The sequence below is a fragment of the Pedococcus soli genome, from assembly GCF_054782575.1.
The window spans coordinates 178733-199063 of the sequence record NZ_BAAGSF010000004.1; the positions used below are offsets into that span (position 1 = coordinate 178733).

The 20331-nt window shown below is 71.5% G+C and carries 20 protein-coding genes; 10 read left to right on the plus strand and 10 right to left on the minus strand.

Going from position 1 to position 20331, the window contains the following annotated elements; translation table 11 throughout:
- Positions 1–23: 23 nt before the first annotated feature.
- The 3 genes from ACYVKF_RS06855 to ACYVKF_RS06865 are packed head-to-tail and all read right to left on the minus strand — an operon-like array spanning position 24 to position 2419.
- Positions 24–623 (minus strand): TetR/AcrR family transcriptional regulator, encoded by a 600-nt coding sequence (locus ACYVKF_RS06855; protein ID WP_460965766.1) that lies wholly within the window; start codon positions 621–623, stop codon positions 24–26.
- On the minus strand, positions 620–1438 hold the full coding sequence (locus tag ACYVKF_RS06860) for a sugar phosphate isomerase/epimerase family protein (protein WP_460965768.1): 819 nt from the start codon (positions 1436–1438) through the stop codon (positions 620–622). The genes ACYVKF_RS06855 and ACYVKF_RS06860 overlap by 4 nt, the downstream gene beginning before the upstream one ends.
- A 54-nt stretch (positions 1439–1492) precedes the next feature.
- On the minus strand, positions 1493–2419 hold the full coding sequence (locus ACYVKF_RS06865; RefSeq protein WP_460965770.1) for a Ppx/GppA family phosphatase: 927 nt from the start codon (positions 2417–2419) through the stop codon (positions 1493–1495).
- Positions 2420–2487: 68 nt separating this feature from the next.
- Here ACYVKF_RS06865 and ACYVKF_RS06870 point away from each other — a divergent pair, with 68 nt between their 5' ends.
- From ACYVKF_RS06870 to ACYVKF_RS06900, 7 genes are read left to right on the plus strand one after another with little or no spacing between them, the layout of a single operon-like run.
- Positions 2488–3024: a hypothetical protein gene (locus ACYVKF_RS06870; RefSeq protein WP_460965772.1), complete on the plus strand. Its 537-nt coding sequence runs from the start codon at positions 2488–2490 to the stop codon at positions 3022–3024.
- A 10-nt stretch (positions 3025–3034) separates the two neighbouring features.
- Entirely contained in the window at positions 3035–3835 is an 801-nt protein-coding gene (locus ACYVKF_RS06875; RefSeq protein WP_056915627.1) for a hypothetical protein, read from the plus strand.
- Positions 3832–4548, plus strand: a complete 717-nt coding sequence (locus tag ACYVKF_RS06880; RefSeq protein ID WP_056915628.1) for a class I SAM-dependent methyltransferase — start codon at positions 3832–3834, stop codon at positions 4546–4548. Before ACYVKF_RS06875 ends, ACYVKF_RS06880 begins: the two co-directional genes overlap by 4 nt.
- A gap of 33 nt (positions 4549–4581) precedes the next feature.
- Positions 4582–5967: a DNA repair protein RadA gene (gene radA, locus ACYVKF_RS06885; protein WP_056915629.1), complete on the plus strand. Its 1386-nt coding sequence runs from the start codon at positions 4582–4584 to the stop codon at positions 5965–5967.
- Between the two features lie 44 nt (positions 5968–6011).
- Positions 6012–7088 carry a DNA integrity scanning diadenylate cyclase DisA gene (gene disA / locus ACYVKF_RS06890; protein WP_056915630.1) on the plus strand — a complete coding sequence of 359 codons (1077 nt, stop codon included), beginning with the start codon at positions 6012–6014 and terminating at the stop codon, positions 7086–7088.
- Positions 7085–8032 carry an HhH-GPD family protein gene (locus tag ACYVKF_RS06895; protein WP_460965775.1) on the plus strand — a complete coding sequence of 316 codons (948 nt, stop codon included), beginning with the start codon at positions 7085–7087 and terminating at the stop codon, positions 8030–8032. Before disA ends, ACYVKF_RS06895 begins: the two co-directional genes overlap by 4 nt.
- A 1-nt stretch (position 8033) precedes the next feature.
- Positions 8034–9500 (plus strand): MFS transporter, encoded by a 1467-nt coding sequence (locus ACYVKF_RS06900; protein ID WP_460965777.1) that lies wholly within the window; start codon positions 8034–8036, stop codon positions 9498–9500.
- 21 nt (positions 9501–9521) lie between these two features.
- On the opposite strand, the gene ACYVKF_RS06905 is transcribed toward ACYVKF_RS06900, so the two are convergent.
- The 3 genes from ACYVKF_RS06905 to ACYVKF_RS06915 all read right to left on the minus strand — a co-directional run bounded on the left by ACYVKF_RS06905 (position 9522) and on the right by ACYVKF_RS06915 (position 12808).
- Positions 9522–10070: an amino-acid N-acetyltransferase gene (locus ACYVKF_RS06905; protein ID WP_235529326.1), complete on the minus strand. Its 549-nt coding sequence runs from the start codon at positions 10068–10070 to the stop codon at positions 9522–9524.
- A complete protein-coding gene (locus ACYVKF_RS06910; protein WP_460965780.1) occupies positions 10060–11268 on the minus strand; it encodes an LCP family protein in 1209 nt (402 codons plus the stop codon). The genes ACYVKF_RS06905 and ACYVKF_RS06910 overlap by 11 nt, the downstream gene beginning before the upstream one ends.
- Positions 11269–11443: 175 nt before the next feature.
- Positions 11444–12808, minus strand: a complete 1365-nt coding sequence (locus ACYVKF_RS06915) for an LVIVD repeat-containing protein (protein ID WP_460965782.1) — start codon at positions 12806–12808, stop codon at positions 11444–11446.
- Positions 12809–12956: 148 nt separating this feature from the next.
- Between ACYVKF_RS06915 and ACYVKF_RS06920 the strand changes: the two genes are divergently transcribed.
- A complete protein-coding gene (locus ACYVKF_RS06920) occupies positions 12957–13670 on the plus strand; it encodes a DUF305 domain-containing protein (RefSeq protein WP_056920392.1) in 714 nt (237 codons plus the stop codon).
- Positions 13671–13688: 18 nt separating this feature from the next.
- Here the strand turns inward: ACYVKF_RS06920 and ACYVKF_RS06925 are convergent, their stop codons facing one another.
- Positions 13689–14057 (minus strand): VOC family protein, encoded by a 369-nt coding sequence (locus ACYVKF_RS06925; RefSeq protein ID WP_460965784.1) that lies wholly within the window; start codon positions 14055–14057, stop codon positions 13689–13691.
- 64 nt (positions 14058–14121) lie between these two features.
- Here ACYVKF_RS06925 and ACYVKF_RS06930 point away from each other — a divergent pair, with 64 nt between their 5' ends.
- Entirely contained in the window at positions 14122–14580 is a 459-nt protein-coding gene (locus ACYVKF_RS06930) for a MarR family winged helix-turn-helix transcriptional regulator (RefSeq protein WP_460965786.1), read from the plus strand.
- Between the two features lie 95 nt (positions 14581–14675).
- Here ACYVKF_RS06930 and ACYVKF_RS06935 read toward each other — a convergent pair whose 3' ends face one another.
- From ACYVKF_RS06935 to paaK, 3 genes are all read right to left on the minus strand, one after another.
- Positions 14676–17189 carry an ATP-dependent Clp protease ATP-binding subunit gene (locus ACYVKF_RS06935; protein ID WP_056920391.1) on the minus strand — a complete coding sequence of 838 codons (2514 nt, stop codon included), beginning with the start codon at positions 17187–17189 and terminating at the stop codon, positions 14676–14678.
- 285 nt (positions 17190–17474) lie between these two features.
- Positions 17475–17990: a hypothetical protein gene (locus tag ACYVKF_RS06940; protein WP_056915636.1), complete on the minus strand. Its 516-nt coding sequence runs from the start codon at positions 17988–17990 to the stop codon at positions 17475–17477.
- 65 nt (positions 17991–18055) lie between these two features.
- Complete coding sequence (paaK, locus tag ACYVKF_RS06945; RefSeq protein ID WP_460965788.1) at positions 18056–19333, minus strand: phenylacetate--CoA ligase PaaK; 1278 nt, start codon at positions 19331–19333, stop codon at positions 18056–18058.
- A gap of 127 nt (positions 19334–19460) precedes the next feature.
- Here paaK and ACYVKF_RS06950 point away from each other — a divergent pair, with 127 nt between their 5' ends.
- Positions 19461–20324, plus strand: a complete 864-nt coding sequence (locus tag ACYVKF_RS06950; RefSeq protein ID WP_460965790.1) for a S1C family serine protease — start codon at positions 19461–19463, stop codon at positions 20322–20324.
- Positions 20325–20331 lie beyond the last annotated feature (7 nt).

The following is a 20331-nucleotide window of genomic DNA, read 5'->3' on the forward strand; positions in this document are numbered from 1 at the left end:
GATCAGTGACGTAGCGCCGACACTCAGTCCAGTGGGGTGAGGTACCGCTGGATGGTGGGGCCGAGCTGGGCAGCGAGCTCGTCGTGCGACGCGTCGGCGACGGCGGGGAACTCCACGATGTAGCGCATCACCGCGAGCCCGACCATCTGCGAGGCCGCCAGCCCGGCCCGCAGCTCCAGCTCGTGCGGCGGCTCCCCCTGCGGTGCCAGCTCGCGCAGCACCCGGCCGAACACCTCGCGGGTCAGGAACTCCCGCAGCATCACGGTCGCCTCGTGGTGCGTCAGCGCCGACCTGATCAGGGCCTGGAAGCGCTCCTTGCCCTCCTCGCCGTCCCAGACGCGGAGGAAGGTGCGGACCAGGTTCTCCCCGACCCGCTCGCGCGGGCCGTGCACGATGGCGGCGATGAGGACGGCCGGGTCGGCGGGGATGTCCATGACGGCGGCGAACAACGCCGCCTTGCCGCCGAAGTAGTGGTGCACCAGGGCGGGGTCGACCTCGGCCCGGCGGGCGACACCGCGGACGGAGGTGGCGTCATACCCCTGCTCGGCGAAGTCCGCCCGCGCGGCGGCGAGGATGGACGCCTTGGTGTCGGAGGCGCCCGGACGCCGGCCGCGAGGGCTCACGACGCCCCTGCGACCGAGGCGGTCGCGAGGTGGAGCCGCGCGAACGCGAGTGCCTCGGCGAGGTCGAGCTCGCGCTCCTCCGGCAGCAGCTTCCTCGTGCCGACCTCGACGACGACCGCGCCGGAGTAGGAACGGGCGGCGAGCATCTCGAGGAACTCGGCGCACGGCTGCAGGCCACGCCCCGGCACGAGGTGCTCGTCCTTGAGCGAGCCCAGCCCGTCGGCGAGGTGCACGTGGGTCAGGCGCGGGCCGAGCACCCGGGCCATCTCCATCGCGTCGGAGCCCGCGGTCGCCGTGTGCGACAGGTCGAGCGTGACGTTGTCGTAGGCCTGGGAGACCGGGTCCCAGTGCGGCAGGTACGCCTCGAACTCCCGCTGCCGGGCCCGCCACGGGAACATGTTCTCGACGGCGAGCCGGATGCCTGTCTCGTGCTCGCGCAACGCGACCCCCTCGACGAAGTCGCGGGCGTACTCCTTCTGCCACCGGAACGGCGGGTGCAGCACCACCGTCGAGGCACCGAGCTCCTGGGCGAGCTCGATCGACTTGTCGACCTTGGTCCACGGCTCCGGACCCCACACCCGCTGCGTCAGCAGCAGCGTCGGGGCGTGCACGGACACCACCGGGAGGCCGTGGAGCTCGCTGAGCGCCCGCAGCGCCCCCGCCTCCTGCGTCACCGGGTCGGTCCACACCATCACCTCGACGGCGTCGTACCCGAGTCGGGCGGCCAGCGCGAAGGCGGCTGCGCAGTTCTCGGGGTAGACCGAGGCGGTCGAGAGCGCCACCGTGGCACCGGGAACCCTGACCGCCGAGGACATGTCACCGAGCCTACCGACGCAGCCGCGAGACGCCCCGGCCACGGGTCACCCGCGTCAGCGCATGCTGTCGAGCCGGTTGAGGATGATGCCCTCGCGCAGCGCCCACGGGCAGATGTCCAGGCGCTCGAGGTCGAGCAGGTCCATCGCGGCCTCGGCGACCAGCGCGCCGGCGAGCAGCTGGCGGGCCCTCCCCGCCGAGACGCCGGGGAGCCCGGCCCGCTGCGCGGCGGTCTTCCCCGCCAGGGTCCGGACGAGGTCGGCGAGAGCGGCGCGCTCGAGGTGACGGGCGGCATACGGGCCCTCGCTGCTCGGCGCGGCACCCGTGATCCGGGCGAGCGAGCGCAGGGTCTTGGACGTGCCCACCGCGCGGTCCGGCACCCCGGCCTTGGTGAGCGGGCGGATGTCGCCCGCGAGGCGGACACGGATGGCGCGCCTCGCCTCACGGATGACGTCGGCGTCGGGCGGGTCCCCGGGCAGGAGGTCGCGGGTCAGCCGGCCCGCACCGAGCGGCAGGCTCACGGCCACGTCGGGGTCCTCGTCCATGCCCGCAGCGAGCTCGAGCGAGCCACCGCCGATGTCGACGACGAGCAGGGTGCCGCTCGACCAGCCGAACCAGCGTCGCGCCGCGAGGAAGGTCAGCCGCGCCTCGTCCTCCCCGGAGAGCACCTGCAGGTCGACCCCACGCTCCGTGCGCACCCGGGCCAGCACGTCCTCCCCGTTGGGCGCCTCACGGACGGCGCTCGTGACGAACGCCAGGACCTCCTCGACGCCCTGGTCCTCCGCGACGGTGAGGCACTCCCCGATGAAGCCCGACAGCGCGCGCTCACCGGACTCGTCGATGTGGCCGTCGTCGGTGACGTGCTCCGAGAGCCTCAGCTCGATCTTGTGCGACGTCGCTGGCAGCGGCTGCGCCCCGCGGTGCGCGTCGACGACGAGGAGGTGCACCGTGTTGGATCCGACGTCGACCACTCCGAGGCGCATGCGCCCACGCTAGTGGTGAGTACCCGCACCCATGCGTCGCCGTCCGTGGCCGGGACACACTGCCCGGTATGCCGCCGGCCCCCTCCCAGCCCGATCTCCCCCACCCCTCCCAGCCCGACCCTCCCCACCCCTCCCGCCGCACCTGGCCCGTCACCGCGGCCGCCGTCCTGCTCGGGTGGTGCTTCCTCGCCTGGGTCCTGCTCGTCGCGGCGATCAACTCGGCCCCCTTCTTCGGTGAGCAGCCCACCCGCGACGAACAGATCGAGTCGGGCCTGGCCCTGGCGACGGCCGCGGTGCCACTCGCCCTCCTGTGCGTGCTGGCCGTGCGCTGGGGCAGCAGGTGGGGGATCCTCCTGCTCGCCGCGCCGACCTGTCTCCTGGTCCCCCTCGGCCTGGAGTGGGCCAGCCGCAGCGGGATCGGCCGGGAGCCCTGGCCCGACCGACCACTCGCCTGGGCCGACCTCGGCAGCGAGCTGCTGCGACCGGGATGGGTGCTCTCAGCGGTGCTGCTGGTCCTCCCCGCCGTCTCGGCGGCACGCTCCCGGCGCGCTCGACGGCTGGTCCCGCGCCGGACCGTCCCCGCCGGAGGCCACCACGCCACGTAGGGTTGCCCCCGTGGTTGAGACCCCGCTGGACACGGCGCGCATCTGGGTGGAGTTCGCGGACCCCACCGACTCCGGTCAGCGGTTCCGCTGCGACCTGACCTGGCTCACGTCGAGCTGGACCTGCATCTTCGGCAGCGGCTGCCAGGGCATCTACGCCGACCGCCCCGACGACGGGTGCTGCACGCTCGGCGCGCACTTCACCGACGACGACGACCTCCAGCGCGTCAAGAAGGTCGTCAAGGAGCTCGGCGAGGACGAGTGGCAGCTGCACCCCGGCTCGACCAAGGTCTCGGCCTGGACCGAGCCCGAGGACGACGCCACCAAGACCAAGGTCGTCGACGGCGCCTGCATCTTCCTCAACCGCCCCGGCTTCCCGGCGGGCGCCGGCTGCGCCCTGCACCAGCACGCGGTGCTCCACGGCAAGGAGCCGCACACGGTCAAGCCGGACGTGTGCTGGCAGCTGCCGATCCGCCGCACCTACCGCAAGGTCGAGATGCCGGACGGCTCGTCGTGGCAGGAGGTCAGCATCACCGAGTACGACCGTCGCGGCTGGGGCCCCGGCGGCCACGACCTCGACTGGTACTGCTCGAGCAACCCCGAGGCCCACGTCGGCCGCGAGCCGGTGTTCCGCAGCAACAGGGGCGAGCTCGTCGAGCTCATGGGCGAGGAGGCCTACGCCGAGCTCGAGATCCGCTGCGAGGCCCACCTGGCCAGCGTCAAGGCTGCGCGGAACGCCTACTCCCGCAAGATGCTTCCCCTGCTCGTGCACCCGGCGACGCTGGCTGCCCAGGAGGGCCGCAAGCGCCGGTGACCGAGCCGACCACGGGCGGGACGCCGCACGAGCCGACCCGCAGCCCGAACATCTGGGACTCCCCCGACGTCTACGAGGTCGAGAACCTCGGCGTCGACCGCGACGGCCTCATCGAGGCCGCCATGGCGGCGCTGCACCCGTTCGAGGGGACCGACCTCGTCGACGTGGGCTGCGGGACCGGTTTCCACCTGCCCCGCTTCGTGCGCCTGGGGTGCGCGAGCGTGGTCGGCGTCGAGCCCCACCCTCCCCTGGTCGACGTGGCGAGGGACCGCACCGCCGGTATGCCGCGGGTGCGGGTCGAGGAGGGCGTCGCCCAGTCGCTGCCCCTGGCCGACGACAGCATGGACGTGGCGCACGCGCGCTGGGCGTACTTCTTCGGCGCCGGCTGCGAGCCCGGGCTGGCCGAGCTCGAGCGCGTGCTGCGACCGGGAGGGACGGCGTTCGTCGTGGACAACGACGCCACCCGCTCGACGTTCGGCCACTGGTTCTCGCGGGCCTACCCGGGGTACGACGCCCTGGCCGTCGAGCGGTTCTGGGGCCGGCAGGGCTGGTCCCGCGAGCGCCTGACCATCCGCTGGGACTTCGACAGCCGGGCCGACCTCGAGGCGGTGGTCGGGATCGAGTTCCCCGAGACCGCGGCCGAGGGGATCCTCGCCGAGCACGAGGGCACCGGGGTCGACTACGCCGTGAACCTCTGGTGGCGCCGCTTCTGAGCGCTGTCGGGGCGGCCACGTAGGTTGTCGCCCATGGCAACCAAGGCATCGACGAAGTCGAGCGGCTACCGCTGCTCGGAGTGCGGCTGGACCGCGCCCAAGTGGGTCGGTCGCTGCGGCGAGTGCCAGTCCTGGGGCACCGTCGGCGAGGTCGGTGCCGTCACCGTCCGGACGACGGCCGCGGCCCGGGTCGAGCGTCCTGCCCTGCCGATCGGCGAGGTCGACGTCCGCCGCGCCGAGGCCCACCCGACCGGGGTCGGTGAGTTCGACCGGGTGCTCGGTGGCGGGCTCGTCCCCGGGGCCGTGGTGCTGGTCGCCGGGGAGCCCGGCATCGGCAAGTCGACCCTGCTGCTCGACGTCGCCGCCCGGGCCGCTCGCTCCGGCGAGGGCCGCACCGTCCTCTACGTCAGCGGGGAGGAGTCCGCAGCCCAGGTCCGCATGCGCGCGGAGCGCATCGAGGCGATGGCCAAGACGCTCTACCTCGCCTCGGAGACCGATCTCGCGACGGTGCTGGGCCAGATCGAGGCCATCAAGCCCGATCTCGTCGTCATCGACTCGGTGCAGACCATCTCCAGCGGCGAGGTCGAGGGTTCGGCGGGCAACGTCAGCCAGGTCCGTGAGGTCGCAGCGTCCGTCATCCAGGTCGCCAAGTCCCGCGGCATCGCCACGCTGCTCGTCGGCCACGTCACCAAGGACGGCTCGATCGCCGGACCGCGGGTGCTCGAGCACCTCGTCGACGTGGTCGTGCAGTTCGAGGGCGACCGCCACTCCCAGCTGCGGCTCGTGCGGGCCGTGAAGAACCGCTACGGCCCCACCGACGAGGTCGGCTGCTTCGAGCTCTCCGACGTCGGCATCGTCGGGCTCCCCGACCCCAGCGCGCTGTTCCTCTCGCGGGGCACCCTCACGGTGCCCGGCACCTGCGTCACCGTGACCCTCGAGGGCCGCCGGCCGCTGATGACCGAGGTCCAGGCGCTGGTCGCCAAGAGCGAGATCCCGACGCCGCGCCGGGCCACGAGCGGCCTCGACTCGGCCCGGGTGGCCATGATCATCGCCGTGCTCGCCAAGCGTGCCGGAGCGCCGATCGGCAGCTCCGACGTCTACCTGTCGACCGTGGGCGGGGTCCGGCTGACCGAACCGGCCTCCGACCTCGCCATCGCCCTCGCCGTGGCGAGCTCGGTGATGGAGCGCCCGCTCAAGGAGAACTCCATCGCGTTCGGCGAGCTGGGGCTCGCCGGCGAGCTCCGGGCGGTCGCCGGCATCCCGCGCCGACTGGCCGAGGCGGCCCGGTTGGGCTTCCGCACGGCGTACGTCCCGGCCGGTGTCCTGGGCAACGGGCCCATGCCGTCTGGGATGGACGTCGTGGAGTGCGCCGACATCCGCAGCGCGGTGCACGCCGCTCTGCAGGCCTCGCACGGTTAGACTCGCGGCACACCTGACCGGCGGCATACCAAGGGGCTTGAGAAGTGGATCTTCGCGAGGACGACGCGCTCCGCGCGACCCTCGCCGCAGTGGCGCCGGGCACCGAACTCCGTGACGGCCTCGAGCGCATCCTGCGCGGCCGCACCGGCGCCCTGATCGTCCTCGGCTACGACCGCACCGTCGAGAGCCTCGCGACGGGCGGGTTCCCGCTCGACGTCGAGTTCTCGGCGACCCGCCTGCGCGAGCTGGCCAAGATGGACGGCGCCATCGTCGTCGACCGCGAGGTGTCCCGCATCCTGCGTGCCGCGACCCAGCTCGTGCCCGATCCCTCGATCGAGACCAGCGAGTCCGGCACGCGGCACCGCACCGCCGAGCGCGTGGCCAAGCAGACCGGGTACCCCGTGGTCTCGGTGAGCCAGTCGATGCGCATCGTCGCGCTGTACGTCGACGGCCGCCGCCACGTGCTCGAGGACTCCCTCGCGATCCTGTCGCGGGCCAACCAGGCCCTGCAGACCCTCGAGCGCTACAAGTCCCGCCTCGACGAGGTCACCGGCACGTTGTCCGCGCTCGAGATCGAGGACCTCGTCACCGTCCGCGACGTCGCCAGCGTCCTGCAGCGCCTCGAGATGGTGCGACGGATCCGCGACGAGATCTCGGGGTACGTCGTCGAGCTCGGTGTCGACGGGCGCCTCCTCACCCTCCAGCTCGAGGAGCTCACCGGCGGCCTCGGCAACGACCGCGAGCTCGTCATCCGCGACTACCTCCCCGTCAGCCGCGGCGGCCTCACCCTCGACCAGGCCATGGCGGCGCTCGAGGAGCTCACCTCGACCGAGCTGCTCGACCTGTCGGCCGGGGCCAAGGCCGTCGGGTTCGCGATCGGCGGCGATGCGCTCGACTCCGCGGTGAGCCCGTGCGGGTACCGCCTGCTGAGCAAGGTCCCGCGCCTGCCCGGGGCGATCGTCGACCGCCTCGTCGACCACTTCGGGAGCCTGCAGAAGCTGCTGGCCGCCAACCTCGAGGAGCTCATGGACGTCGAGGGGGTCGGCGAGGGCCGCGCCCGCGCCGTCCGCGAGGGCCTGTCGCGCCTCGCCGAGTCCAGCATCCTCGAACGCTACGTGTGACCGGGTCCCACCCGCGGCCGGCCGCGGGGGTTTCCCGCGGGGCGCTCGCGCAGGCCGTCGCCCCCGAGCGACTCCACGAGCGCGTGCTCGAGTGGTACGCCGGTGCCCAGCGCGACCTGCCGTGGCGGCACGGCGACGCGTCGGCCTGGGGCATCTTCGTCTCCGAGGTCATGCTGCAGCAGACCCCGGTGGCGCGCGTCCTTCCCGTCTGGACCGAGTGGATGCAGCGCTGGCCGGAGCCGGCCGACCTGGCGGCCGAGGCCCCCGGGGAGGCGGTCCGCGCGTGGGGCCGCCTCGGGTACCCGCGTCGTGCGCTGCGCCTGCACTCTGCAGCGGTCGCCATGACCGAACGGCACGGCGGCAAGGTGCCGATGAGCGAGGCCGAGCTGTCCACCCTGCCCGGGGTCGGCGCCTACACCGCCGCAGCCGTGGCCACCTTCGCGTTCGGCGAGCGCACCGTCGTGGTCGACACCAACGTGCGCCGGGTGATCGCCCGCGCGGTCACCGGCGACGAGTATGCCGCGGCCTCACCGACGCGGGCCGAGCACACCCTGGCCACGAGCCTGGTCCCCGAGGACTCCGACCGCGCGCGGACCTGGAGCGTCGCGGTGATGGAGCTGGGAGCGCTGGTCTGCACCGCCAGGGCACCCCGCTGCGGCGAGTGCCCGATCCTCGACCTGTGCCGGTGGCAGTCGCTGGGCCGTCCCGCCCACGAGGGGCCACCACGACGGGGCCAGGCCTGGGCCGGCACCGACCGCCAGATGCGGGGAGCCCTGCTGCGGCGCCTGCGGGAGAGCCCCGGACCGGTGCCGAGGTCGGTCCTCGAGGGCGTGTCCGACAACGTCGTCCAGCGTGAGCGGTGCCTCGACTCGCTCGTCGCCGACGGGTTGGTCGAGCCCCTCGCCCGAGACTTCTTCCGGCTGCCCGGCGCGCTTGGGAGCTGAGATGACCACGCCTCCGGTGGGTTCCGACCAGGGACGGGCCGCGCCCGGCACCGGGGACCGGCCGCGCAACCGGAGGGCGGCGAAGGCGCTGCGGCACGGCGCCTCTGCCACCGGACGGGCCATCGGACGAGGGACCGTGGCGGGGGCGCGTCTGGCCGGCCGGGGCGGTCGGGCGGGAGCCCGCAGGGCCAGGGCCTACACGAGCTCCTCCGGTGCCGGGGAGACCGGCCTGGCCCGGATCATCGAGCTGCACTTCGTCAACCTCGCGGGCGACGCCGCCCTCACCGTCAGCCTCGCGGGCACGATCTTCGCGATCCCGACCGACGAGGCCCGGGGGCAGGTCGCGCAGTTCCTCGCGCTGACGATGGCGCCGTTCGCCCTGCTCGCACCGTTCATCGGCCCGTTGCTGGACCGGTTCCGGCACGGCCGGCGCTGGGCGATCGGGACCACCTTGGCCCTGCGCGCCTTCCTCTGCTGGGTGCTCGCGGGGGCGGTCGCCAACGACTCGCCGTGGCTCTTCCCTGCGGCCCTGGGATGCCTCGTCGCGTCCAAGGCGTACGGCGTCACCCGCGCCTCCGCGGTACCCCGCCTGCTCCCTGCGGGGTTCAGCCTCGTCAACGCCAACTCCCGCAACGCCCTGGCCGGGGTCGCCGGCATGGCCGTCGGCGGCGGTCTCGCCGGCGCGGCTGCCAAGGTCGGCCCCGAGTGGTCGCTGCGGCTGGCGTTCCTCATCTACGTCGTGGGCACGGTGCTCGCCATCAGGCTCCCGGCGCGGGTCGACTCGAGCACCGGCGAGCTGGACATCGAGGACACCGGGCCGGTCGCCATACCTCGTCGTGACGCGGGCCGCACCGGCGTGCTCCGGCGGCTGCGGGCGCGGGTGGCCGCACTGCCGACCACCGTCCTCGTGGCCCTCACCAGCGCCGTCGGGGCCCGGCTGCTGACCGGATTCCTCACGCTGTTCATGGCGTTCCTCATGCGCGAGCACCCGATCCCGGGGCACAGCGGCACCCTCGTGCTGGGTCTGGTGGTGGGGGCGGCCGGCGCCGGCAACGCCCTCGGCACCGTCATCGGCAACGCCCTGCGCAGGTTGCGCCCGGACGTGATCATCGCCGTGGCCCTGATCGCCGACGTGCTCGCCGCCCTCGTGGCGGCCGTCTTCTACTCGCTGGTCACGCTGCTCGTGCTGGGCCTCGTCGCCGGACTCGCCGCCCAGCTCATCAAGCTCAGCAGCGACGCCGTCGTCCAGCGCGACATCGACGAGAGCGTGCGCACGCGGGTCTTCGCCTGGTCGGAGACGGTGCTCCAGATCGCCTGGGTCGTCGGCGGCGGCATCGGCATCGGGCTGCCCCTGATCCCCCAGCTCGGCTTCGGCGTGATCGCCGGCCTGCTCGTGCTGGTGCTCGCCGCCTCGATCCGCATCAGGATGACCCGACGGCACCTGGCCCACCCCGCCCCGGCAGTCTGACCCCGCTCGGCCCCCGGGCGGTCAGAGGGTGAGGAGCATGCGGGTGTTGCCCAGGGTGTTGGGCTTGACCCGTTCGAGGTCGAGGAACTCCGCGACACCCTCGTCGTAGGAGCGCACCAGCTCGGCGTACACCTCGGGCTCGACGGCCTGCCCCTCGATCACCTCGAACCCGTGCCGGGTGAAGAAGTCGACCTCGAAGGTGAGGCAGAACAGCCGCTGCACCCCGAGCTCGCGGGCATCGGCCATCAGCGCCTCCAGCAGCTGCGACCCGACGCCCCTGCCCTTGGCGGCCGGGCTCACGGCCAGGGTGCGGATCTCGGCGAGGTCCTCCCACATCACGTGCAGGGCACCGCAGCCCAGCAGCGGGGACCCGTCCCCGACCTCGGCGACCCGGAACTGCTGGACGGCCTCGTAGTAGGTGACGGCGTCCTTCGAGACCAGCACCCGCGACTCGGCGTGCGGGCGCACGAGGTCGCGGATGGCACGGATGTCGCTGGTCCGGGCCCTGCGGACGACCAACCCACCGGTCGGGCCGGCGCCCGTCGTGCGCAGGCCGGGCTCAGGCGCCAAGGCGACCGTTCCGCATGTCCTTGAACGTGCTCTGGGCGGCCGAGCCCAGCAGGACCACCGACTGGCGCTCACGGGTGCCGATCGCACCCGGGACGACGGTGTTGCGGATCGAGGCCGGGTCGGACACGAACACGCTGGCCGAGAGGTTCAGCACCTCGGCCGGCGAGAGGTCGGTGGCCAGGTGCGGTGCGATCCGGCCGAGCAGCGACGCGAGCCGCGCAGGGCCCATCTTCCGGGCCATCACCGCACCGGCCTTGATCAGCTCGCCCTGGTGGGCCGAGCGTCCGAAGTCGCCGTTGGGCAGGTGCTTGCGCTCGCGGGCGAAGGCGAGGGCCCGCTGTGCGTCCAGCAGGTTCGCGCCCTTCTTGGTGATCTGCATGTTGTCGACGCTCTTGAGCGCCTTGTCGGCCACGTAGTCGATGCCGCCGATCGCCCGGACCATGTCCTTGAAGCCCTTGAAGCCGGCGATGACGTAGCCGTCGATCTGCACCCCGGAGGCCTTGGACACCGCGGCGACCTGGCCCTTGACCCCGCCGAACACCAGGGCCGCGTTGATCTTGGCGTTGCCCCCGCCCGCGAGCGGGACCCACGAGTCGCGGGGGATGCCGACGATGCCGCCGACACCCTTGGCATCGACACCGATGATGTGCAGGGCGTCGCCACGGCACTTCTCGACCGGCTGCGGCGTCCGGGCGTCGGACCCGATGGCCAGCACCCGCATCGTCGCGAACGGCGGGCGCGCCACTCCCAGCGACGGCCACCAGCCGCCGACGACCTTCCAGGTCTTGTCCTTCACGAGCAGGGTGACGTCCTTGCCCCGCACGACCGACGCGACCGCGACGCCCTTCCAGTTCCCGGTCGACCCGATCACGATCACGCCCTTGGTGCCCGGCTTGCGCTTGGACAGCGCCGTGGCCACCGCCCCGGACGCCGGCACCGTTCCGCCGAGGTAGACCTTGGTCATCACGGCGAGCAGGTCCGCCGGCAGACCCTTGCCGGTCGCGGCGGGCTTGGCGGGCGCCGGTGGAGCTGCGGCGGTCGAGGACGACGAGGGGGCTGCCGCCTTCTTCTCGTCCTTCGTGCACGCCGCGAGCGTCAACGGTGCGCCGAGCAGGCCGAGCAGCAGGGAGCGACGGGGCACGGGACGACGGAAGAGGGAGAGACCGGGCAGGGAGTCACGCACGAGGGGAGGAACCACGCGCAACAGGGTACGTCGCGGCGCCATACCCGGTGTGCACCACTCACCCCCCGCGCGTCCCCCACCGCCGCGCACCGGTATGACGGGTGCGAGCGCACAGTGAGGTGGCCCGGACCCGTCGGGGTCCGGGCCACCCGGTCCGCCGGGCGCGCGCCGGCGGGGTCGTGCGGCCGGGCTACTTGACCTTGTAGATCGGCTGGGTCTGGACGTTGAGCTGGTCCATCTTGACCTTGGCCGCCTTGCTCAGGGACTTGTCCGTGATGCGCAGGACGTCGAACCCCTTGCCGAGGTCGGAGGAGTAGACGTGGCCGTTGTAGTAGTAGGAGGACCACGTGCCGCCCCCACCACCGGCCGGGCCGGCCGGGCCCCGCTCGAAGTACCCGATCTCCCTGGGGTTCGAGCTGTCGGTGAAGTCCCAGAAGCTCGTGCCGCCCATGTACCAGGACTGCACCATGACGTCGCGGCCCTTGACCGGGATGAGCGAGCCGTTGTGGGCCACGCAGTTCTCGGAGTCGAACTGGTGCCGCGGGATCTTGTAGTACGAGCGGAACGTCAGCGTGCGGTCCTTGCCCAGGTCGTAGATGCCGTTCGCGCCACGGTTCGGGCCGATGGCCGCGTTGCAGGTGGCCGCACCGCCGCCGCCGAGCTCGTCGGTGAAGACGACCTTGGTGGCGTCGTTGTTGAACGTCGCCGAGTGCCAGAAGGCGAAGTTCGTCGTGTCCCTGACGCGGTCGATGACCTTGGGCGCCACCGGGTTCGTGATGTCCATGATGATGCCGTCACCCATGCAGGCACCGGCCGCGATGCCCCGGGCCGGGTTGACGGTGATGTCGTGGCAACCGGAGGTGTTGGTGTAGCCGCCGTCGGGGAACAGGTTGGGCTCGGCCACGACCGCGGCCTTCGTCGGCGCCTTCTTCGGCACCGCGATGATCGAGATCGAGTCGTGCGGCGGCTTGCAGTCCGGGAAGGTCTCGCTGGGCGAGTAGCTCGAGACGTAGAGGTAGTCGGTCTTCTTGCCGGGGATGAGCGAGTGCGTGTGCGAACCGCACGCCGTCTCGACCGACTTGATGTACCTCGGGTTGCGCACGTCCGAGATGTCGAAGATCTTCATGCCCTCCCACGACTCCTTGATCGTCGCGGACTGCGGCACCGAGGTGCACGAGTCGTCCGATCGTGAGGAGTCGGTGGACAGGTAGAGCAGGTTGCCCGAGACCGTGACGTCGTTCTGGGAGCCCGGGCAGCTCACCTGGGCGACCATGCGGGGCTTCTCGGGCTTCTTCACGTCGTAGATGACGAACCCGTTGTAGTTGCCGACGAACGCCATGTCGTCCTGGAAGGCGATGTCGGTCCCGGTCGCGCCCGCGAGGGGGCCGCTGCTCGGGAGGTTGATCAGGTGTTCGACGTTGGCGCTGCGCCCGATCTCGTCCGGTCCCAGCTGGGTGCCGGACTTGCCGACCCCGTCCGCGGCGTAGGCCGCAGTCGCTGGGATCGTGAGGGCGAGCGCGGCAGCGGTGGCCAGCACCGTGTGACGCATTCTCATCTCGCAGGCTCCTGCCGTAGAGGCGTCCGTTCCGGCGCCCCTTCAGCGTCGGAATCATGACGATCCGTCCACCCTGCCCGGGTTCGGGTGCGCATCTCAAGGGTGCTTTGCCCTGCTTCCGGTAAAAAATTCCGGTTAGGGTGAGGCGATGAGGAACGAGCACCACGAGGCTCTTCGCCGTGCCCGGACGCCCGGCATCCGTGTCGTCGCAGGGCTGTCCGTCGGGTTGGCGCTGCTCGTGTCCGGGTGCTCCCCGGACCCGGCCCCGCCGACCACGACCGCGACGTCCCCCACCGCCCCGGTGCTCCAGCCGGGATCCCCCGGCGAGCCCAACGCCTCCCTCACGGGGTCGGCAGCCCTCCCGACGACCAGGGGCGAGCCCCTCGAGGCGGACGTCCGCTTCATGCAGGACATGATCGTCCACCACGCCCAGGCGATCGTCATGGTCTCCCTCGTCAGGGACCGCCTCGCCGACACGCAGGTGAAGTCCCTCGCGGCGCGCATCGCCGACGAGCAGCGCCCGGAGATCGACGCGATGGCCAAGTGGCTGGAGGACAGGGACCAGACCGTTCCCCCGCAGGCGGCCAATCCCGAGGCCGGCGCGGCCTCCTCGCACCACCGCGGCATGCCCGGCATGGCCACCCCTGCCCAGCTCGCGCAGCTCGCCGACGCGAGCGGCCCGGAGGCGGACACGCTCTGGCTGCGGCTCATGACCGCCCACCACGAGGGCGCCCTCGCCATGGTGGTCCAGCAGCACCGCGACGGCACCGACGACGTGGTCACCCAGCTGGGCGACGAGATCCACGTGACCCAGTCCGTCCAGATCGGCTACATGCGCGAGATGCTCGACCGCCTCACCTGACCCGACCCAAACGGCGGCTCACCCGCGGTCGTGGAGCGTGATGTGGTAGCCATCCGGGTCGGCCAGGGTGAACGTCCTGCCGAAGGGCCCGTCGACCGGCGCCGACACGATGGGGTGGCCGTCGGCGACGAGCGCGTCGTGGATGTCCTGCACCCCGGTGGCGCGCAGCCAGATGGCCGCACCGATGCCGGGCTGGGCCACCGACTCGAGATCGGTGCCGGGGACGAGGTCGCGCAGGGCGAAGGCGATGGGCTCGGTGGCGAAGACGACGGCGTGCGGCGGGCCGACTTCTGCACGCACCAAGCCCAGGTATCGCTCGTAGAACGCCCGCGAGGCGGCGAGGTCGCGCGCCTGCAGGGAGATGAAGTCAGGGCCGGTGACAGGCATGGGTGCTCCTCGGTTCGTGTGTGTCAGTCTTCTGACACGCGAGAATGTATGTCAGAATGCTGACATGAGTCAAGGTGACGCCGGCATCGACCTCGAGACCTCCCTCGGCTACCTCCTCAAGGAGGCTTCCAGTGCCCTGCGGCAAGCCATGGAGGCGGTGCTGCGCCCGCTGGACATGACGGTGACGCACTACTCGTGCCTCGAGCTCCTGGCCCAGCGCCCGGGCCTGTCGAACTCCGAGCTCGCGCGGGGCGCCTTCGTCACCCGGCAGTCGATGAACGTGCTGCTGCAGCACCTGGAGCGCATCGGCCACGTCACCAGGGCGACCGAGGCGGCCGTCGGCAAGGCGCTCCCCACCCGCCTGACACCCCGGGGACGCAGGATCCTCGCCAAGGCCTCGGCCGCGGTCCGCGACGTCGAGGTCAGGATGGTGGCCGACCTTAGCCCAGTGGAGCGCGCCCAGGCCTTCGCCCTCCTGGCGCAGATGACCCGCTCCCTGCGGGCCGAGGGCGCCGACAGCTAGGCGAGGCCCCGGCAGCACGAGAGGGCGGCACCCGTGGGGGTGCCGCCCTCTGGCGGTGGGTATGGCGCGAGGTCACCCGCGCGCCATACCGGTGGTCACTCCGAGGAGTCGCCCACGGTCTCGACGATCGGGAGCTCGATCCCGCTCGGGTGCGGGGTGCCGACGAAGGTGAACGTCGCCGACTTGCCCTCGCCCTCGGCGTTGACGAGCACCAGCTCGCCGGCCTTGAGCTCGCCGTAGAGGATCTTCTCGGACAGCACGTCCTCGATCTCGCGCTGGATGGTGCGACGCAGCGGTCGCGCACCGAGCACGGGGTCGTAGCCCTTCTTCGCCAGCGCGTTCTTGGCCTCGGTCGTGAGCTCGATGCCCATGTCCTTGTCCTTGAGGCGCTTGTCCAGCTTGGCGATCTCGAGGTCGACGATCTGCACGATCTCGTCCTGCGTGAGCTGGGGGAAGACGATGATGTCGTCGACGCGGTTGAGGAACTCGGGGCGGAAGTGCTGCTTGAGCTCGTCCGTGACCTTGTTCTTCATCCGGTCGTAGTCGCTGCGGGTCTCCGCGCCCGCCGAGAAGCCCAGCGAACCCTTCGAGATGTCCCGTGTGCCCAGGTTGGTCGTCATGATGATGACGGTGTTCTTGAAGTCGACCATCCGACCCTGGGAGTCGGTGAGGCGGCCGTCCTCCAGCACCTGCAGCAGCGAGTTGAAGATGTCCGGGTGGGCCTTCTCGACCTCGTCGAACAGCACCACGGAGAACGGCTTGCGGCGCACCTTCTCGGTGAGCTGCCCGCCCTCTTCGTAGCCGACGTAGCCGGGAGGCGAACCGAACAGCCGCGACACGGTGTGCTTCTCGGAGAACTCCGACATGTCGAGCTGGATCAGGCTGTCCTCGTCGCCGAAGAGGAACTCGGCGAGCGTCTTGGCCAGCTCGGTCTTACCGACACCGGTCGGACCGGCGAAGATGAACGAGCCACCGGGACGACGCGGGTCCTTCAGACCGGCGCGGGTGCGCCGGATCGCCTGGGACATCGCCTTGATGGCGTCGTCCATGCCGACCACGCGCTTGTGCAGCTCGTCCTCCATGTGGAGCAGTCGCGAGGACTCCTCCTCGGTGAGCTTGAAGACCGGGATGCCGGTGCTGGCAGCCAGGACCTCGGCGATGAGCTCCTCGTCGACCTCGGCCACGACGTCCATGTCGCCGGACTTCCACTGCGACTCGCGCTCGGCCTTCTGGGCGAGCAGCTTCTTCTCGTCGTCGCGCAGGCTGGCGGCCTTCTCGAAGTCCTGGCCGTCGATGGCCGACTCCTTCTCCAGGCGCACGGCGGCGATCTTGTCGTCGAACTCGCGCAGGTCCGGCGGTGCGGTCATCCGGCGGATGCGCAACCGCGCGCCCGCCTCGTCGATGAGGTCGATCGCCTTGTCCGGGAGGAACCGGTCGTTGATGTAGCGGTCGGCGAGGTTGGCCGCGGAGACCAGCGCAGCGTCCGTGATGGACACGCGGTGGTGCGCCTCGTAGCGGTCGCGCAGGCCCTTGAGGATCTCGATCGCGTGGCTGAGCGTGGGCTCGGCGACCTGGATCGGCTGGAAACGACGCTCGAGCGCCGAGTCCTTCTCGATGTGCTTGCGGTACTCGTCGAGCGTCGTGGCCCCGATGGTCTGGAGCTCGCCACGGGCCAGCATCGGCTTGAGGATGCTGGCGGCGTCGATCGCTCCCTCGGCGGCACCCGCACCCACGAGGGTGTGGATCTCGTCGATGAACAGGATGATGTCGCCGCGGGTGCGGATCTCCTTGAGGACCTTCTTCAGCCGCTCCTCGAAGTCACCGCGGTAGCGGCTGCCGGCCACGAGCGCGCCGAGGTCGAGGGTGTAGAGCTGCTTGTCCTTGAGGGTCTCGGGCACCTCGCCCTTGACGATGTCCTGGGCGAGGCCCTCGACGACGGCGGTCTTGCCGACGCCGGGCTCACCGATGAGCACCGGGTTGTTCTTGGTGCGGCGGGACAGCACCTGCATGACCCGCTCGATCTCCTTCTCGCGCCCGATGACCGGGTCGAGCTTGCCCTCCCGGGCGGCCATCGTCAGGTTGCGGCCGAACTGGTCGAGCACGAGCGACCCTGCGGGGGTGCCCTCCTGCTGGACGCCGCCGCCGACGCCGGTGGCCTGGCCCTCCTTGCCCTGGTAGCCCGAGATCAGCTGGATGACCTGCTGGCGCACCCGGTTGAGGTCGGCCCCGAGCTTGACGAGGACCTGCGCGGCAACGCCCTCACCCTCGCGGATGAGCCCGAGCAGGATGTGCTCGGTGCCGATGTAGTTGTGGCCGAGCTGCAGCGCCTCGCGGAGGCTGAGCTCGAGGACCTTCTTCGCCCGCGGCGTGAAGGGGATGTGTCCACTCGGGGCCTGCTGGCCCTGGCCGATGATCTCCTGGACCTGCTCGCGGACCGACTCCAACGAGATACCGAGGCTCTCCAGAGCCTTGGAGGCGACGCCTTCACCCTCGTGGATGAGGCCGAGCAGGATGTGCTCCGTGCCGATGTAGTTGTGGTTGAGCATGCGCGCCTCTTCCTGCGCGAGCACCACAACCCGACGGGCCCGGTCGGTGAACCGTTCAAACATCTCTTCTGCTCCTGCCTATCGAGTCATCCTCGATGCTATCCGTGCGACACGCGCCCCGCGCGCGCCTTCCGCCGACCGATACCTGATCGGGACGGTTCCAGCCTGCTCGTGGTGCTTGTTCGGGGAACGCCCGTGCGTGGCCGCCTGTTCCCCACCCTGAGCCGGGTCGGCTCATGTTCGCCGTGGGCGGACGGACTCCGGGCGTGGTCGAGGCCCCCTCGGGCCCTTCCGGGCTGGGTATGGCGCGCGACCGGCCCCGCGCCATACCTCCCGGGTGGTGGGTGATCAGGCCCCCGGACCCTTCTTCCGGACCTCGTCCACGTGCTCCATCGCGGTCCGCAGCTCGGCGAGCCAGCTGTCGGACTTCTCCCCGACCAGGCGGACGCACCAGGCGAGGGCCTCGGAACGCGACTTGGCGACGCCGGCCTCGACGAGCGTGTCGAGGACCCGGCGCTCCGGCTGGCGCAGCCGCGTCATCACCGGAGCCGCGAGGTGGGTGAACATCGCCTCGGTGTCGCCGACCCGAACGCCCCAGGAGACCTTGCGGCCGGAGAGGTGCTCGAGCTCGCGGGCGATCTCGATGCGGCGTTCGCGGGTGTCCTCCCGGAAGGAGGTGATGCGGCCGCGCGCGGCGATCTCGCGGGCGGTGGTGTCGTCGGCGTCCGTCTCGAGGGCGGGCTCGGCCAGGGTGCCGACGATGACGAGCTCGTCGCGGTCACGGGTGACCTCGACGGGCCCGGTGAACCAGTCGGCGGGGAGCCGCCCGGCAAGCCATGCTTCTGCTGTGGTCTTGGTAGTCATGTAATGATGATTACACCGTTACAACCACGCCACCAGACGTGTCCGCTCAGGGCGAACGGTTCGGCTCAGCGCAGGTCGCGACGGTCGCTGATCCGCTTGGCCTTGCCCAGGGAGCGCTCGAGCGCGTGGGGCGCGAGCACCTCGACGGCGATCGTCACGCCGACGTGGTCCTTCACGCGCGAACGCAGTGCGGAGGCCATCGCCGCGCGGGCGGCCTCGTCGGTCGGGTGCGCCGACTCCACCTGGACGGTCAGCTCGTCCATGCGTCCGGGCCTGGTGAGCACGCACAGGTAGTGGGGGGTCAGCCCCTCGATGGCGAGCAGGTGCTCCTCGATCTGCGACGGGAAGACGTTGACCCCACGGACGATCATCATGTCGTCGCTGCGCCCGGTGATCTTGGCCATCCTGCGGAACTGCGGGTAGGCCGTGCCGGGCAGGAGGGTGGTGAGGTCGCGGGTGCGGTAGCGGACCACCGGCATCGCCTGCTTGGTCAACGACGTGAAGACGAGCTCACCCTCCTCGCCGTCCGGGAGCACCTCGCCCGTGATCGGGTCGACGACCTCGGGGTAGAAGTGGTCCTCCCAGACGTGCAGCCCGTCCTGCGTCTGCCCCGACTCCTGCGAGACGCCCGGGCCCATGACCTCGGACAGCCCGTAGATGTCGACCGCCCGGAGGTTGCTACGGCGCTGGACCTCCTCGCGCATCTGCTCCGTCCAGGGTTCGGCGCCGAAGATGCCGATCTCCAGCGAGGTGTCCTTCGGGTCGATGCCCTGGGCCTCCATCTCGTCGAGGATCGCGAGGAAGTAGGAGGGCGTGACCATGATGATGCGGGGCCTGAAGTCCTGGATGAGCTGGACCTGGCGCTCGGTCATGCCGCCGCTGACCGGCACGACGGTGCAGCCGAGCCGCTCGGCGCCGTAGTGCGCACCGATGCCACCGGTGAACAGGCCGTAGCCGTAGGCGATGTGGACCATGTCGCCCGGACGGCCGCCGGCGGCCTCGATCGAGCGGGCCATCACCTCGGCCCAGGTGTCGATGTCCTCGCGGGTGTAGCCGACGACGGTGGGCTTGCCCGTCGTGCCGCTCGAGGCGTGGATGCGCGAGACCTGCTCCCGCGGCACCGCGAACATGCCGAAGGGGTAGTTGTCGCGCAGGTCGGCCTTGGCCGTGAACGGGAAGCGGGAGAGGTCGGCGAGCTCGTGGACGTCGTCGGGGTGCACCCCGGCGGCGTTGAAGGCCCCGCGGTAGTGCGGGACGTGGTCATAGGCATGACGCAGGCTCCAGCGCAGCCGTTCCAGCTGCTGGGCGCGCAGCTCCTCCACCGACGAGACGACGTTGTCCATGGCAGCGATCCTCGCACTGCCACCCGCGCAGTGGCGTGCAGCGGCCCACGGCCCCCGAACCTGAGAGTTTCCCGTGAATGCCGGATGCCGGTGTCGCCCACCGGGGATCGGACGTACGCTCGCCAAGGTGGACCGGGTGCAGTCGCCGCTGGTCGTCGACACCCCCTCGGGACCGGTGAGCGACGTGGCTCCGCCTGCCGGCCGGTCCCGTCCGGCCCGCCGCTGGATCGTCCTCGCCGCGGTGCTGGCCGTGGTCGTGGCCGCCGGCACGGGCTTCGCCCTCACCCGCGGACCGGACGTCCCTCCCCTGACGCAGGCAGACGTCCAGAAGCAGGTCGAGAAGGGCATCGCCGACGCGCAGGAGAACGCCCGCAAGGCCCCCACCGACGCGGCGACGGCCTACCGGGCCGCCCTGCCCTCGCTGGTCACCATCACCACCACGGGTGTGGGTGCCAAGGGATCCCAGAACGGCACGGGAGCGGGGGTGGTGGTCAGCGCCGAGGGCACCATCCTCACCGCCCTGCACGTCGTCGACGGTGCGGACACCATCCGCGTTCGGTTCACCGACGGCACCCGGGCCAGCGCCTCGATCAAGGAGCAGGAAGCGGCCAGCGACACCGCCGTCCTGACGCCGGACACGCTGCCCCAGGTCGTGGTCCCCGCCGTCCTGGGCGGGGGTGCGCAGGTCGGCGACGAGGTCTTCCCCCTCGGCCACCCCCTCGGCCTCACCCAGTCCCTGAGCGGCGGCCTCGTGTCGGCGCTGGACCGCTCGATCAGCGTCGGCTCCGGACAGACCCTCAAGGGGTTGATCCAGTTCGACGCCGCGGTGAACCCCGGCAACTCCGGTGGCCCGCTGCTCAACCGCGACGGACAGGTCATCGGCATCGTCACCGGGCTGGCCAACCCGTCCGAGCAGAACTTCTTCGTGGGCATCGGATTCGCCGTTCCCATCGCCACGGCCGGCGGCGTCGCCGGCAGCCCGCCGCAGTGAACCCAGG

Excerpts from the sequence above, each read along its gene's own strand:
- ACYVKF_RS06870 (WP_460965772.1), top strand. The coding sequence starts at position 2,488 with ATGCCGCCGGCCCCCTCCCAGCCCGATCTCCCCCACCCCTCCCAGCCC.
- ACYVKF_RS06935 (WP_056920391.1), bottom strand. The coding sequence starts at position 17,189 with ATGTTTGAACGGTTCACCGACCGGGCCCGTCGGGTTGTGGTGCTCGCG.
- ACYVKF_RS06860 (WP_460965768.1), bottom strand. The coding sequence starts at position 1,438 with ATGTCCTCGGCGGTCAGGGTTCCCGGTGCCACGGTGGCGCTCTCGACC.
- ACYVKF_RS06915 (WP_460965782.1), bottom strand. The coding sequence starts at position 12,808 with ATGAGAATGCGTCACACGGTGCTGGCCACCGCTGCCGCGCTCGCCCTC.
- ACYVKF_RS06925 (WP_460965784.1), bottom strand. The coding sequence starts at position 14,057 with ATGCCTGTCACCGGCCCTGACTTCATCTCCCTGCAGGCGCGCGACCTC.
- ACYVKF_RS06930 (WP_460965786.1), top strand. The coding sequence starts at position 14,122 with ATGAGTCAAGGTGACGCCGGCATCGACCTCGAGACCTCCCTCGGCTAC.
- radA (WP_056915629.1), top strand. The coding sequence starts at position 4,582 with ATGGCAACCAAGGCATCGACGAAGTCGAGCGGCTACCGCTGCTCGGAG.
- paaK (WP_460965788.1), bottom strand. The coding sequence starts at position 19,333 with ATGGACAACGTCGTCTCGTCGGTGGAGGAGCTGCGCGCCCAGCAGCTG.
- ACYVKF_RS06865 (WP_460965770.1), bottom strand. The coding sequence starts at position 2,419 with ATGCGCCTCGGAGTGGTCGACGTCGGATCCAACACGGTGCACCTCCTC.
- ACYVKF_RS06940 (WP_056915636.1), bottom strand. The coding sequence starts at position 17,990 with ATGACTACCAAGACCACAGCAGAAGCATGGCTTGCCGGGCGGCTCCCC.
- ACYVKF_RS06900 (WP_460965777.1), top strand. The coding sequence starts at position 8,034 with ATGACCACGCCTCCGGTGGGTTCCGACCAGGGACGGGCCGCGCCCGGC.
- ACYVKF_RS06920 (WP_056920392.1), top strand. The coding sequence starts at position 12,957 with ATGAGGAACGAGCACCACGAGGCTCTTCGCCGTGCCCGGACGCCCGGC.